Annotated in this window: 14 protein-coding genes and 1 tRNA gene; 3 read left to right on the forward strand and 12 right to left on the reverse strand. The window is 62.9% G+C overall.

Features of this window, described 5'->3' with window-relative positions; translation table 11 throughout:
- The first annotated feature begins 25 nt into the window (after window positions 1-25).
- Entirely contained in the window at window positions 26-1,336 is a 1,311-nt protein-coding gene (gene hslU, locus HNR59_RS00160) for an ATP-dependent protease ATPase subunit HslU (RefSeq protein ID WP_183824257.1), read from the forward strand.
- 18 nt (window positions 1,337-1,354) lie between these two features.
- Here hslU and HNR59_RS00165 read toward each other — a convergent pair whose 3' ends face one another.
- The 7 genes from HNR59_RS00165 to HNR59_RS00195 all read right to left on the reverse strand — a co-directional run bounded on the left by HNR59_RS00165 (window position 1,355) and on the right by HNR59_RS00195 (window position 6,481).
- Window positions 1,355-2,401 carry a polysaccharide deacetylase family protein gene (locus HNR59_RS00165; protein ID WP_183824260.1) on the reverse strand — a complete coding sequence of 349 codons (1,047 nt, stop codon included), beginning with the start codon at window positions 2,399-2,401 and terminating at the stop codon, window positions 1,355-1,357.
- Entirely contained in the window at window positions 2,398-3,624 is a 1,227-nt protein-coding gene (locus HNR59_RS00170; protein WP_183824263.1) for a carboxylate--amine ligase, read from the reverse strand. The genes HNR59_RS00165 and HNR59_RS00170 overlap by 4 nt, the downstream gene beginning before the upstream one ends.
- Before the next feature lie 52 nt (window positions 3,625-3,676).
- Entirely contained in the window at window positions 3,677-3,964 is a 288-nt protein-coding gene (locus HNR59_RS00175) for a DUF1330 domain-containing protein (protein ID WP_183824267.1), read from the reverse strand.
- A 35-nt stretch (window positions 3,965-3,999) separates the two neighbouring features.
- Entirely contained in the window at window positions 4,000-4,701 is a 702-nt protein-coding gene (gene pyrF, locus HNR59_RS00180) for an orotidine-5'-phosphate decarboxylase (RefSeq protein WP_183824270.1), read from the reverse strand.
- The gene (locus HNR59_RS00185; RefSeq protein ID WP_183824273.1) at window positions 4,698-5,291 is read right to left on the reverse strand and encodes an NADPH-dependent FMN reductase; all 594 of its coding nucleotides are present in this window, start codon (window positions 5,289-5,291) and stop codon (window positions 4,698-4,700) included. The genes pyrF and HNR59_RS00185 overlap by 4 nt, the downstream gene beginning before the upstream one ends.
- A gap of 62 nt (window positions 5,292-5,353) precedes the next feature.
- Window positions 5,354-5,875: a disulfide bond formation protein B gene (locus tag HNR59_RS00190; protein ID WP_183824276.1), complete on the reverse strand. Its 522-nt coding sequence runs from the start codon at window positions 5,873-5,875 to the stop codon at window positions 5,354-5,356.
- A gap of 18 nt (window positions 5,876-5,893) precedes the next feature.
- Window positions 5,894-6,481: a YqaA family protein gene (locus HNR59_RS00195; RefSeq protein WP_183824280.1), complete on the reverse strand. Its 588-nt coding sequence runs from the start codon at window positions 6,479-6,481 to the stop codon at window positions 5,894-5,896.
- Between the two features lie 188 nt (window positions 6,482-6,669).
- Between HNR59_RS00195 and HNR59_RS00200 the strand changes: the two genes are divergently transcribed.
- Window positions 6,670-6,754, forward strand: a tRNA-Leu gene (locus tag HNR59_RS00200).
- Between the two features lie 109 nt (window positions 6,755-6,863).
- On the forward strand, window positions 6,864-7,469 hold the full coding sequence (locus tag HNR59_RS00205) for a type VI secretion system-associated protein TagO (protein ID WP_183824282.1): 606 nt from the start codon (window positions 6,864-6,866) through the stop codon (window positions 7,467-7,469).
- 56 nt (window positions 7,470-7,525) lie between these two features.
- Here the strand turns inward: HNR59_RS00205 and HNR59_RS00210 are convergent, their stop codons facing one another.
- The 5 genes from HNR59_RS00210 to HNR59_RS00230 all read right to left on the reverse strand — a co-directional run bounded on the left by HNR59_RS00210 (window position 7,526) and on the right by HNR59_RS00230 (window position 13,106).
- Window positions 7,526-8,335: an N-formylglutamate amidohydrolase gene (locus tag HNR59_RS00210; RefSeq protein WP_246374430.1), complete on the reverse strand. Its 810-nt coding sequence runs from the start codon at window positions 8,333-8,335 to the stop codon at window positions 7,526-7,528.
- Between the two features lie 13 nt (window positions 8,336-8,348).
- Window positions 8,349-9,686 (reverse strand): glutamine synthetase family protein, encoded by a 1,338-nt coding sequence (locus HNR59_RS00215; RefSeq protein WP_183824288.1) that lies wholly within the window; start codon window positions 9,684-9,686, stop codon window positions 8,349-8,351.
- Between the two features lie 24 nt (window positions 9,687-9,710).
- The gene (locus HNR59_RS00220) at window positions 9,711-10,370 is read right to left on the reverse strand and encodes a cysteine hydrolase family protein (protein ID WP_183824291.1); all 660 of its coding nucleotides are present in this window, start codon (window positions 10,368-10,370) and stop codon (window positions 9,711-9,713) included.
- A 36-nt stretch (window positions 10,371-10,406) separates the two neighbouring features.
- Window positions 10,407-11,276: a MurR/RpiR family transcriptional regulator gene (locus HNR59_RS00225; protein ID WP_183824294.1), complete on the reverse strand. Its 870-nt coding sequence runs from the start codon at window positions 11,274-11,276 to the stop codon at window positions 10,407-10,409.
- A gap of 111 nt (window positions 11,277-11,387) precedes the next feature.
- Window positions 11,388-13,106 carry a dipeptide ABC transporter ATP-binding protein gene (locus HNR59_RS00230; RefSeq protein ID WP_183824297.1) on the reverse strand — a complete coding sequence of 573 codons (1,719 nt, stop codon included), beginning with the start codon at window positions 13,104-13,106 and terminating at the stop codon, window positions 11,388-11,390.
- Window positions 13,107-13,108 lie beyond the last annotated feature (2 nt).

Below are 13,108 nucleotides of genomic sequence, written 5' to 3' on the forward strand. Positions count from 1 at the left end.
GCATCTGTTTCACGAGTTATTCAATATGAGCAATTTTTCCCCCCGCGAGATCGTTTCCGAGCTCGACCGCTTCATCATCGGCCAGAAGGACGCCAAGCGTGCAGTGGCCATTGCGCTCCGCAACCGCTGGCGCCGCCAGCAGCTCGACGGCCAGATGCGCGAAGAGGTGACGCCGAAGAACATTCTGATGATCGGCCCGACCGGCGTCGGCAAGACCGAGATTTCGCGCCGGCTGGCGAAGCTCGCCAGCGCGCCTTTCGTCAAGGTCGAGGCCACCAAGTTTACCGAAGTCGGCTATGTCGGCCGCGACGTGGAGCAGATCGTGCGCGATCTGGTCGAAATCGCCATCGGCCTGACCCGCGAGAAGATGCGCGAGGACGTCAAGGCCCGCGCCCATCTCAACGCCGAGGAACGTGTGCTCGAAGCGCTTGTCGGCAAGACCGCCTCGCCCGCGACCCGCGATTCCTTCCGCAAGAAGCTGCGCGACGGCGAGCTGGATGACAAGGAGATCGAGGTCGAGGTGGCCGATACCGGCAATGGGGGCATGCCCGGCTTCGACATTCCCGGCATGCCGGGCGCCAATATCGGTGTGCTCAACATCAACGACATGCTGTCGAAGGCCATGGGCGGCAAGCGCACCAAGATGCGCAAGACGACCGTCAAGGAATCCTACGATCTGCTGATCGCCGACGAGTCCGACAAGCTGCTCGATCAGGACGAGGTCGTGCGCCAGGCGCTGGAATCGGCCGCGAATGACGGCATCGTCTTCCTCGATGAGATCGACAAGATCGCCGCCCGTTCCGACGTTTCCGGCGGTCCTTCGCGCGAAGGCGTGCAGCGCGACCTGCTGCCGCTGGTCGAGGGCACCACCGTGGCAACGAAATACGGGCCGGTGAAGACCGACCATATCCTGTTCATAGCGTCGGGCGCCTTCCACGTCTCCAAGCCTTCGGACCTGCTGCCCGAGTTGCAGGGCCGTCTGCCGATCCGGGTCGAGCTGCGGGCGCTGGAGAAGGAAGACTTCGTGCGCATCCTCACCGAAACCGAAGCGAGCCTCATCAAGCAATATGTGGCGCTGATGGCGACCGAGGGCGTGAAGCTGGAAATCACTGAAGACGCCATCGACGCGCTGGCCGGCATCGCCGTGGACCTCAATTCGACGGTCGAGAATATCGGCGCGCGGCGCCTGCAGACGGTGATGGAGCGGGTTCTCGACGAGATTTCCTTCGACGCACCCGACCGCGACGGCACCACCGTCACCATCGATGCCGCCTATGTGCAGAAGCATGTCGGCGAGATGGCAAAGAACACGGACCTGTCGCGCTTCATCCTGTGAAGCGCGGCCCGGCCATCCTCACATCAGCCTGAACGGAATGCCGGAAGCCAGCGCCTTTACATAGCGCGGCTTCTGGTAAAGGCCGTTCAGCGACACCCGAGGCAGCGCTGTCGGCTGACCGAGGCTGGCCGCCCCCAGCACGCCCGGCCGGGTGGTCACGGCAATGGAAAGCCCCGCCGCGCGCGCAGCGCTGAACTCTCGCTCCCCGGCCGCCGCGGCGAAGCCATAGGGGTAGGCGAAGCTCGATGGCCGCTTGCCCGTCCACTCTTCGACCGCCCGGATCGACCCTTCGATCTCGCTTGCCAGTCGAGCCGCATCGACACGCCTGAGATTCACATGGGTAAGCGTATGCGCGCCAAAACAGGCGAGCGGATCCCGCGCCAGTTCCCGTATCTCTTCCGCACCCATGACGAGATCGTCTACGACCGCCAGCGGATCGACGCCATGCCTGATCGCCTCGGCATCGAGCCGGGCGATGGCGTCATCCTCATCACCAGCCTGAATGAAAGATGAAAGGCGGTCGAACGCCGCCTGTTTGGGGGCAATCGTGTTTAGCGGCAGGTTCTCCGGCCCGCCGCCGAAATCGAATGTCAGCTCGTTGGTCCGGCGAATGAGGGTTTCGGCCGTTTCCCACCACAGCGAACGGGTGCGCTCGACAAAGCCACGGCACAGGAAGATCGTGTAGGGTACGCCATGCCGGCGAAACACGGGCGCGGCATGCTGCGCATTGTTGCGATAGCCGTCATCCAGCGTGAAGCAAACGAAACGCCGGCGGTCGTCGGGATCGGCCAGCAATTGCGGCAAATCCTCCAGCGCCACCGGCACCATGCCGGTGGCGAGACACGTTTCGATCGCCGCAGCGAGAAATTCCGGCGTCACCGAAAGCAGGGCATTCGGATCGAACCCATGGCCCTGATGCGGACGCACATGATGCAGGGTGAAGATGACGCCGCGCCCTGCCGCCTGCGGCCAGACCGCACCGGCATTGGTAAGTGCGACCGCTTCCAGCCCCGCCCTGATCGCCGCATTGCGGATCGCACGCCGAAGCGTGGTTTTCATGGTCATGAGCGCGCCGCGCCTTTTCCGAGCACGCGCCGCGTCAGCACCCGCCATGCCGTCAGCGGCAGGTCCAAAAGCCCCGGCCGCAAATCATTGGCCGCCCAGGCAGCACCGGCGCGGACGGACATCAGCGACACCAGAAAGGTGCCGGGCGTCAACGCGCCGCGCCAGCAAAGCTGTGCGCCCGCGATGATGTCGCGCGACAGATAGGTCCACGCGGCACCTGCATCGGCCTGCGCTGTGGAAGCAGTGCCGCCGCTCGTCACATCCCACAGCATCCGGCCAAGATCGACGCCCGATGCTGCCGCCAGCGCAAACCACGACCATGGCCGGGGATTGACGTCGAGCAGCTTCAGAACCCGGTCGCGCGCATCGTATTTGAACTCGATTTCCACCAGACCCGAGAAATCCACCGACCGCAGCAGAAGGCGCGCGGCCTCTGCCGCATCCGGGCGCTCGACCACCTCGACGAAAGTGCTGGTGTAGCCGAAATCGACGGGATACTGCCGCGCCCGACGAGCCGTGAATTCCGCCACCGGCTGACCCTCATGCCAGAGCGCGGCATAGGAAAACTGGCTCTCGCCCCCACCCGGAATGAGCTGCTGCACGACGACGTTTGCCGCGCCGATTTCGCGGGCTGCATCTGCAAAAGCAGCGCGGAATGAAGCGGCGTCGTCCGTCCGTATCACCTTGGCCCGCGCCAGATGCGACGAACCGCCCCCCATATTGGGCTTCAGCACCACGGGAAAAGCGATATCTGCCGTTTCAGCTTCGTCCACCGAGGCGAAGGCGTAAGTGTGTGGAACGGTAAGGCCCAGCTCCGCCGCCCGCCGATAGAGCAGCGGCTTCTCGCACAGCCATTGCAGCCTTTCCCACGGCGGCAATGTCAGGCGAAAGCGTTTCTCAAGCATCTCCCGCGCCTGCGCAACCAGACGCACCTCCGCATCGCCACCGGCAACGAGAACCCAGCTACTCAGTCCGTGCGATTCTGCAAGCCCGGTCAAATATGCCGCCGCACCCGGATCATCCGGCCCCGGCCAGCCGAAGCTGTGCTGCACATGACGCGACCAGCCCGGCAAAGGCGTATCATGGGAGACGTAGCACACCGGCACTTTTGCCGCCCCGAGGCTGCGCGCGAGCGCCAGCGAACCATGGGCGCCGCCAAGAATGACGACGCCGCCCGGTGCTGAGGGAATTGAATTGTCCGTATGCGACACGCTGGCATTCATGAAAGAATGCTAGCGCATTTGCGTTAACAAGGGCTGGCAGCCGTCGCCCAGTTCAGGCGCCTTCCACCAGCACGATCTCGCCATCGGCAACCTGCTGCCGGATGGCGGCCGCGACCTGATATTCCGGCGAATGATAGCATTCGCGGGCCGTGGCCAGAGAGTCGAACTCGATGATGACATTGCGTGCCCGGCCCGGCCCCTCGGCCACCTCATGCTCGCCGCCACGCGCCAGGAATTTGGCCCCGAAGCGGTCGAAAGCCAGCTTGGCGGCGGCAACATAATCCTTGTAGCGCTCGGTATCGCGAATATCGACGCGAGCGATCCAGTATCCCTTGGGCATGATGGTGACTTTCCTCCGGTATGTCGGTATCGCGCTCAGGCAGAGCGCATGTCGTCGAGAATAGCCTGCGCGGCGGCCCGTCTGTCAACCGCGCCGACGATCGGCCGCGCCACCACCAGATGGCTGGAACCATTGCGCATGGCATCGCGCGGCGTCACGACGCGCTTCTGGTCGCCACGCTCTCCACCGGCAAGACGGATCCCCGGCGTCACCACCGCCATGGATGGCCCAACGATACGCCGCACCGCTTCGGTTTCCTGCGCCGAACAGACGATACCGCCCATGCCCGCCTGCAGGGCCTGTTCGGCGCGCCGCAGCACCAGCGTATGCGGATCAAGCTCATAGCCGGCCTCGATGACATCCTGCTCATCCATGGAGGTGAGCACGGTCACGCCCAGCAGGCACAGATCGCTGCCACGCGCGGCTTCGACAGCCGCACGCATGGCTTTCGGGTAGGCATGCAGGGTCAGCATGGAAACGCCCATGCGCACGATGTTCTCCACGCCTTTGGCGACGGTGTTGTCGATGTCCAGCAGCTTCATGTCGAGGAACACCTTGTTCCCGGACGCCGCCAGATCACGCGCGAACTCCAGACCACCGGCGAAAACGAGCTGGTAGCCGATCTTGTAGAAGGAGGCGACGCCCTCAAGGTCGCGCACGACACGCTCGGCCTCGGCAACCGTCGGCACGTCGAGACCGACGATCAGATGTTCCTTCATGTCACTTGTGGCGGTCATGCTTCCATCCTTGCTGAAACTGCCGCCTGCGCGACAAGGGCGGCAGCCACGCGGGCCATGGTCTGCTGCAGGCGCTGATCCCGAAAGTCGCCATTGTCGTCGAAGGCTTCACCGCCACGCGGCACCGAGCATTCGGGCGTCACCACCTCCATCTGGCAGCGCAGCAATGTGGCGCGCAGATGGGTGATGGCGCGAATTCCCGCGAACTGCCCCTCCGAAGACGAGCAGAGCGCCGCCAGCTTGCCGGTGAGCGGCTTCAGCGGAGCGTCCCCGTCGCGGCGCACCCGGCTCAGCCAGTCTATGGTGTTCTTCAGGAGCGGCGGCAATGAGCCGTTATATTCCGGCGTGGCGATCAGCACCCCGTCATGCGCGTTAACCAGCCGCGCCAGTTTCATGGCGTTTTCCGGAATGCCGTCTTCTTTCTCGAGATCCTGATCATAGATCGGCAGCGGATAGTCGAGCAGTGAAATGCGCGTCACATGCGCGCCTTCCAGAGCAAGCGCTTTTTGCGCCGCGTCGGCGGTCTTGCCGCTGTAGGCGCCGGTCCGTACGGAGCCGGCGAAAACGAGAATGCGTGGCATGGCTGTCATGGCTGTCCCCGATGCTTCGGGCAGCTATAGATCATCGGCGTGCGAAGTGAAATGCGCCTTTGTTACCGTCCACGCGAGAAGGCCGCACGGAACGCGACCACGGCAAGGATCAGGCTGGCGATGACGTTCCAGCCGGCCATGGACAGGCCGAATATGCGCAGCGCCGCCTTGTCGCAGGAGGGCGGCACGAACTGGTCAAGCGCATCCAGAACGCCGTTTCCGCCCGTATCGACAGGGGCTGCGATATTGGTGCAGTCGCTCGGCCCCGGCCACCAGCCCCATTCGACGCCGGCGTGATATCCGCCGAGGAAGAACCCATAGGCCATCAGCACGCCGCCGGCGCCGAGCAGCGCCTTCACGATCCACAAAGGCAACTTAAGGAAGGCGGCAAGAGCGCCCAGCAGCATCAGCGGCACGCCGATGTAATAGGGCATGCGCTGCTCGTAGCAGAGCTTGCAGGGAATATAGCCACCTACGTACTGGAAACCGAGCGCGGTGCCGACGGTCGCAGCCATGGCAAAGGCCAGAAACAATGCTGTGAACAGCAATCTGCGGCGCGGGTCGGGAGTGGCTGTGTCGGTCATCAGGTGTCTTCCGGATTGTCAGTGCAGATATCTGACCAGCAGGTAAAGCAGAATTAGGGCAGCCGCCCCCAGCGCTGCGATAGTGCCAAGGCGCTTTTCGATGAACTCGCGGATCGGCTCGCCATAGCGGCGCAGAAGCCACGCCAGGAAGAAGAAGCGCGCACCCCGCGCCACGATGGCAAGCAGGATGAACAGCAGGAGATTGACGCCGATGACGCCCGACAGGATCGTCACCACCTTGATCGGCGGCAGGTGCGCGAGACCGGAGGTAATCAGCATCAGGATGATGAAGCCGATGCCGGACGAGGTCCGCAGCGCCTCGAACTGTTCATATTTGCCGTAGAATTCCAGCACCGGCCGGGCCAGCGCTTCATAGGCATAATGGCCGAGGAACCAGCCGGCGATGCCGCCCAGCACCGAAGCCACGGTAGCCACCAGCGCATAGCGGTAAGCCCGGTCCGGACGCGACAATGCCATCGGCAGGTAGAGCACATCCGCGGGCACCAGAAAGATGGAGCTTTCCACGAAAGCGATGAAAGCCAGCCACCATTCGGCCGATTTCCTTGCCGCGAGCGACAAGGTCCAGTCGTAAAGTCCGCGAAGCATGAGGGTCCTCAGATTATGCGCAGCATGCATAAAAAGAAAATCATGCTGGCACAATGGCCACGGATCACGAATGCTTGATCTCCCGGAACGATTCCGGCCGCCGATGGCCAACTGGCTGTTGACGGGCCATGCGCGAACCTATAGTTCGCCGTTGGAATGAGTGTGTCGCTCATAGCTTGAAAACCCTTGCGGGTGTGGCGGAATTGGTAGACGCAGCGGACTCAAAATCCGCCGGAGCAATCCTTGTCGGTTCGAGTCCGACCACCCGTACCATCTCATTCCGACTTATCTCCCAAAACAACACGCAGGCGGTCTTTACCCGGCATTGACGCCCCCGTTTACGCGCAGCAAGGTATGCAGCGTGGGGACTTGGGGGGAAGACATGCGATCTCTTTTGATCATCGCCACGGTCATCATGGCCGGGGTGGCGCCTGCGATGGCTGCCGACTGCCTGAAGATCGACAACGATCTCGACCGGCTGGCCTGCTATGACAGGGAGGCAGGCCGCACGCCTTCCGCCTCCACCCTTCCCCAGAGTGCGGGGAAATGGGTGGTGCGCAGGGAGACATCGAAACTCACCGACCAGCCCACCGTCGTGATGTCGATCGACTCCGATGAAGTCGTCGATTGCGGCTGGAACCGGGGGCAGAAAATCGGTCTGGTCCTGCGCTGCATGGAAAACAAGACCGTTCTTTACTTCTCAACCGGCTGTCACATGACCGCGAGCCAATACAATGATTACGGCAACATCACCTACCGGCTGGATGATGAGAAAGCCCGCACGGTCGGTGGCGATGCGTCCACCGACAACCGTGCGCTGGGCCTGTGGAATGGCGGCAAGTCCATCCCCGTGATCAAACAGATGTATGGCAGGAAGCAGATGATCGTTCGGATGACGCCCTATTCGGAAAGCCCGTTTACCGCGACCTTTGACATTTCCGGAGCAGAGGAGGCTTCAAAGCCCTTGCGGGAAGCATGCGGCTGGTAGAGAGCGCGCGCTCCCCCTGAAGGTTTTGAAGCGGCAGGACGCCCTGCAGCTGCATTTTACAAGGGCAGCCGCTCCATCTCCTTCAGGCATTCCGTCAGCCGCCCGCCCCATGAGGTGACGCCTTGTGCATCCCTGATAAGGTCGTGACGGATTTCGATCAGCGCACCGGGCAGACCACGCGCATCGGCATGAACCGGAACCGTATAGTCTTCATCGGGATGGATGTCGTAGGGCTGGTTGTCGCCGATGCACAAAGCAGGATCGGCGGCGAGGCAGTCTATAATCGCGCGGCCAAACGCCTTCGCCTCCCCATAAAGCACGCCCGCATGCCAGGGCCGCTGCTTGCCGAAGTAGACCGGCGTAAAGCTGTGCACCCCGATGATGATGGTCCGAAGTCCCTGCTGCCGGCGCTGGTCCAGACGCCGGGTGACCGCCTCGGCAAAAGGATGGAACAAAGTATCGATGCGTTGCTGCCGCTCCGCCTCGCTGAGCCCGGCATTGCCCGGCACGGCCGTTGTTTCGCTGACCTCCGGGATCAGCGACGGCACATGCAGCGGCCTGTTGCAGTCGATGACGAGACGCGAATAATTCGCCATGAACAGCGGCGCGTCGAGAGTGGCGCTCAGATGCTGCGAAAGCGCCGAAACGCCGATGTCCCATGCGATATGGCGCTGGCGCTCCGTGAGCGGCAGGCCAAGATCGCCCAGCGCGCGCGGAATACGGTTCGACGCATGCTCGCACAAAAGCAGATAGGGTGACGAGCCATCGGGATTGATCACCGCATAGGGCGGCGGCTCATCGATTTCCAGCAGCGGCAATTCGGGATCATGGCGAAGCGCCGCCGCTGGCCTGACGGTCGTGTTCATATGCATTTCCGTGTCAGTAAATGGCCGCGTAGCGCCGGCACAGTTCTTCGGGAGTGGCCTCGGCAACAAGGCTGATCTCCAGCCGCTTCATGGCCAGATAGCAATCAATGAAGTCTTTCGAGAACCAGCCGGTCACCGTCTCGTCCTGCTGAAGCGCATCGAGCGCTTCCGGCAGGCTGGCCGGCAGCCGGCGGATGCCAAGACGCTCGCGCTCGGCCTCATCCATGTCGGCGGGGTCCGAGTTGGTAAGGGGTGGCGTCTCCAGTCCTGCACGGATGCCTTCGAGGCCTGCGCGCAGCAGCACTGCAAGCGACAGATGCGGGCTGGCGCAGGCATCGGCGGCACGGAATTCCATATTGAACTGCCGCGCCGGATTGCTTCCCGGCAGATCGAGCGTCGGGCAGATGCGCAACGTCGCTTCGCGGTTCTTCTCGCCCAGACAGGTGAAGGCCGCGCTCCAGTGATGCGGCACCAGCCGCAGATAAGACAGCACAGACGGCGCGGTAAAGGCGACGAGTGCCGGCAGATGCTTCAGGACGCCGGCCGCAAAGGACCCCGCGACCTTCGACAATCTGCCGGGCAGCGAAGGATCGAAGGTAACCGGATTGCCGTCCAGATCGGTGAAGCTCACATGCAGATGCACACCGTTGCCGACGCCGTCGGCGGTGGTCTTGGGCGCGAAGCTGGCGTGCCAGCCGAAATGGGCCGCAACCTCGCGGGCAACGGCACGGATGGTCGCCGCCCGGTCGGCTGCCGCCAGAACCGGTGCGGGACGGCAGGTGATCTCGAACTGGTCCTTGCCATATTCCGGCAGGAACATTTCCGGCTCGGCGCCCGCCTCCTGAAGCGCGCTCATCAGCAGCGCGGGAAAGGCGCCGGTGCGGCGCTGGGCGCGCAGCCCGAAGGCGGGGGCGTCCGGCCAGTCGGCGCCAAGAATCTGGAATTCCTGCTCGACCGCGCTCGTCACCCGAAGGCCTGCTTCCCGCTCATAAGCGGTGATCGTGTCCTTGAGGAAAGAACGCACGCAGCAGTCCCATGCCGAGCCGTCGAGACGGGTGATGTCGGCATGATAGAAATGCAAAGGCGTCTCACCGGGAAGACAGCTCACGCGCACACGGCTTTCCGCGTCCGGCATCAGCCGCAGATCGCCCTTCGATCCCCACGGGTTGTCGCCGGCAATCTCGTCGAAAGGTGTCAGCGCCAGATTGGCCGGCACCCAGCCAACGCCTTTGCGCAGATAGCTTTCCAGCTCGCTGGCGAAGAAGCTGCGCCCGCGCGTGATGCCGCAGATATCGGTGGTGACGATTGTGGCAAGTTCGGCCAGATCAGCGGCCTGAATGCGATTGTCCATCTGATGGTTCCTCCGATCCGCCTGTCAGTCAGCCAGTGCGCCAAGCCGTTCGATCACGGTCGCGGTGTCGGTGATCCAGCCATATCCCGAATAGGCCCGGATCGCCGCGTCGTGACGCTCCTGCGAGTAGGTCGCGCAGGCATCTTCGACGACCGTCACCAGATAGCCACGGTCGGCGGCATCGCGCACCGCCATGTCGACGCACTGGTCGGTGACCACGCCGGCAATGATCAGATAGCGGGTGTTCAGATTGCGCAGCACGTAATCGATGTTGGTCGAATTGAAGACGCCGGAGGAGGTCTTCGGCAAAACGATCTCGTTCTCAACCGGCGTCAGCGCATCGATGACCGCACCTTCCGGAGCATCCTTCGCCACATGCATGCCGGAAAGCTTGTGGTCGAGCGAGCGGTCGCGGCCATCATTGGTCAGGCTCTGGATGATGGTGTGCAGCACATTGCAGCCGGCCGCGCGGGCGGCATCCAGAATGCGCTTCTGATTGGGCACGACCTGCTCGCGCAGGCGGCGGTGATAGTAACTGTCGGCATCCTGCGGATGGGTCGGATCGAGATTCGGCTCGCACCAGATACGCTGCATGTCGACAAGCAGCAGCGACGTCTTGCCCGGCTCATAGGCGCTGTCGCGCGTCAGGCGCATATTGTCGAACTCAACTTCGATGGAAGCCATCGTTTCCTCCTTGGAAAAATCGGTTGTCGGCGCGCCTCAGTCGGACTGCTTGAAGGCGTCTTCGGTGATTGCGTAGCTGCGCCGCAGATCTTCCATCCGTTCGATGCGCTTCATGGCCTTGTCGGAAAGACGCGCGGTGAGCGCGGCGATCAGCGCTTCGGTCTGCGCCATGGCCGGCACCATGGTGTCGTAAGGCGACGCCGTATCGACCGGCACGGTCAGGGTCACTGTCGCGAACCCGGAAATGGGTGACAGCCAGCGATCCGTGAACAGCACGATCTTCGCCCCCTGCTCTGCGGCATGGCGGGCGAAACGGATCGTCGTTGTCTGGTAGCGGCGGTAATCATAGACGAACAGCGTATCCTTGCGGCCGAGATCGACCAGATGATCGACCTCGTCGGCCTGCGCACCCTCGATCCAGTGCGTGCCGGGGCGAAGCTGCTTCATATGCGCCCACAGCATGCCGGCCAGCATGCCGCTGAAACGGCCGCCCAGACAGTGGACCTGCGTGCCGATGTCGGCGGCGGCCTCGACCGCAGCTTCAAAATCCCGGCCGGGCAGCGTCGCCTTGGCAGTCTCCAGCGCCTGAATGCTGGCATCGAGAAAATGCTGGTAGAAATTGTTCTGGCCGGGATTGGGCTTGCGGGTTTCCATCATGGAAAGCGGCGAGCTCATGCGCTCCTGCACTTCAGCGAGAAGCCCCGCCTGGAACTCCGGATACCCGCTGAAACCAAGCTTGGTGACGAGGCGCACCACGGTCGGATCGCTGACCCCGGCGGACGCTGCCAGATGCGCGACCGTGTTGAGGCCAGAGGCCGGATAGTTCGACAGAAGCTGGCGCACGATCTTCAGCTCCGAGCGCGTGAAGTCGATGGAATCGTCGGTAAGCCTGTCCCTGATGCTCATAGGTACCCTCCTTCCCAAAGGTCGCACGCGCCATTCTGTAATTTATTACAGAAATATGTTTCTTATATCAAACTGAAATAATATCTACTTTTCTGTGAGCCATATTTGTCATCATCCGGCACGCATGCCGATCTGCGCTGCACCCCGCATATCCGGGATCATCGACAACAGATTTGCCGTGTATTCATGCCCGGGCGCATCGAAGAGGTTTTCGGTCTCGCTGATCTCGCAAATGCGTCCGCCATGCAGGACGGTGATGCGATCGCAGATCTGGCGCACCACGGGAAGATCATGGCTGATGAACAGAATGGTGAGCGACAGTTTCTGCTGGAGATCCTTCAGCAGGTTGAGGATCTGGGCCTGAATCGAGACATCCAGTGCCGAGGTCGGTTCATCGCAAATCAGAAAGCGCGGCCGGCTGGCGAGCGCCCGCGCGATCGAGATGCGCTGGCGTTGCCCTCCGGAAAAAGCATGCGGATAACGACGTGCAGCGCTGGCGTCGAGACCGACCGCGTTCAGCAGGTCCTGCATCACCGGTTCGGCTGCGCGACGGCTGGCCGCCAGTCCATAATGCACCATGGGCTCGGCGATGATGTCGCCCACCCGCATCTGGGAATTGAGCGAGGAATAGGGATCCTGAAACACCATCTGCGTGTCGCGGCGGATGCGCTGGCGCACTGCGAAAGGCGCGGCATAAACGTCCTCCCCACCGAACAGCATCTGCCCGTGGCTTGGCCTCGTCAGACCGGCGAAGATGCGCGCCATGGTGGATTTTCCGGAACCGGATTCACCCACCAGCCCCATCACCTCGCCGTTGCGGATATCGAGGTTGATGTCGTGCAGCGCCTTGAAGCCGCCGCCGCTTGCGCCAAACAGCAGGCGCTTCGCACCATAGACCTGCTCGATATGGCGCAGCTCGACAAGGCTGTCGCCGGCCGGCTTTACGTGATCGGCTTCGCCTTCCAGCAGCCACTGCATGGCAGCATCGATATCCTTCGGCGCACCGGCGACGGGAAAGCGGTCGAGCTTCACATCGGCGCGCGGCACCACCGAAATCAGCGCACGGCTGTATTCATGTCGCGGACGTTCAAGAACCGTACGGGTCTCGTCCAGCTCGACGATCTCGCCGGATTTCATCACCGCGACGCGATCGGCGATCTGGGCGATCGCGCCCATGTCATGGGTGATGAGCATCACCGCCACATGGCGCTCCTGCGCCAGCCTGCGGATCAGCTGCAATATCTGCGCCTGCACGGAAACGTCGAGCGCCGTCGTCGGCTCGTCGGCGATGATCAGCTCAGGCTCGGAGCAGAGCGCCAGAGCTATCACCGCGCGCTGACGCATACCGCCGGAAAATTCGTGCGGCCAGTTCTTCACACGCCGCGCAGCGTCGGGAATACCCACCGCCTCCAGTTGGCGCACCGCTTCCGCTCGTGCCTCGGCCCTCGTCATTGGGCGATGCGTACGGATGGTGTCGACCAGTTGCCGCTCGATGGTGAACAGCGGATTGAGGCTGGTCAGCGGGTCCTGAAAAATGGTCGAGATGCGCTTGCCCCGCAGCGCCTGCATGGCTTTGACATTACGCGCGTCGATCACGTCGCCGGCAAGACGGACCTCGCCGGCGCTGATATGACCCGGCGCCTGCAGAAGACCGGTGATGGCCGCGCCCACGGTCGACTTGCCCGCACCGGACTCGCCCACGATGCCGAGAATCTCGCCGGCAGCGATGTCGAAACCGACATTGCGAACGGCGCTGAAATTGCCGTGGCGGCTTGGAAAATCCACGCACAGGCCGCGGATCGACAGGACCGGAGGGCGATCGGTTGCCATGC

The organism is Aquamicrobium lusatiense (genome assembly GCF_014201615.1).
GTDB lineage: Bacteria > Pseudomonadota > Alphaproteobacteria > Rhizobiales > Rhizobiaceae > Mesorhizobium > Mesorhizobium lusatiense.

Bases quoted from the DNA above. Each gene is read 5' to 3' on its own strand.
- HNR59_RS00225 (WP_183824294.1), bottom strand. From the start codon at position 11,276: ATGAGCATCAGGGACAGGCTTACCGACGATTCCATCGACTTCACGCGC.
- pyrF (WP_183824270.1), bottom strand. From the start codon at position 4,701: ATGACCGCCACAAGTGACATGAAGGAACATCTGATCGTCGGTCTCGAC.
- HNR59_RS00230 (WP_183824297.1), bottom strand. From the start codon at position 13,106: ATGGCAACCGATCGCCCTCCGGTCCTGTCGATCCGCGGCCTGTGCGTG.
- HNR59_RS00205 (WP_183824282.1), top strand. From the start codon at position 6,864: ATGCGATCTCTTTTGATCATCGCCACGGTCATCATGGCCGGGGTGGCG.
- HNR59_RS00220 (WP_183824291.1), bottom strand. From the start codon at position 10,370: ATGGCTTCCATCGAAGTTGAGTTCGACAATATGCGCCTGACGCGCGAC.
- HNR59_RS00185 (WP_183824273.1), bottom strand. From the start codon at position 5,291: ATGACAGCCATGCCACGCATTCTCGTTTTCGCCGGCTCCGTACGGACC.
- HNR59_RS00175 (WP_183824267.1), bottom strand. From the start codon at position 3,964: ATGCCCAAGGGATACTGGATCGCTCGCGTCGATATTCGCGATACCGAG.
- HNR59_RS00170 (WP_183824263.1), bottom strand. From the start codon at position 3,624: ATGAATGCCAGCGTGTCGCATACGGACAATTCAATTCCCTCAGCACCG.
- HNR59_RS00165 (WP_183824260.1), bottom strand. From the start codon at position 2,401: ATGACCATGAAAACCACGCTTCGGCGTGCGATCCGCAATGCGGCGATC.
- HNR59_RS00190 (WP_183824276.1), bottom strand. From the start codon at position 5,875: ATGACCGACACAGCCACTCCCGACCCGCGCCGCAGATTGCTGTTCACA.
- HNR59_RS00215 (WP_183824288.1), bottom strand. From the start codon at position 9,686: ATGGACAATCGCATTCAGGCCGCTGATCTGGCCGAACTTGCCACAATC.
- HNR59_RS00195 (WP_183824280.1), bottom strand. From the start codon at position 6,481: ATGCTTCGCGGACTTTACGACTGGACCTTGTCGCTCGCGGCAAGGAAA.
- hslU (WP_183824257.1), top strand. From the start codon at position 26: ATGAGCAATTTTTCCCCCCGCGAGATCGTTTCCGAGCTCGACCGCTTC.
- HNR59_RS00210 (WP_246374430.1), bottom strand. From the start codon at position 8,335: ATGAACACGACCGTCAGGCCAGCGGCGGCGCTTCGCCATGATCCCGAA.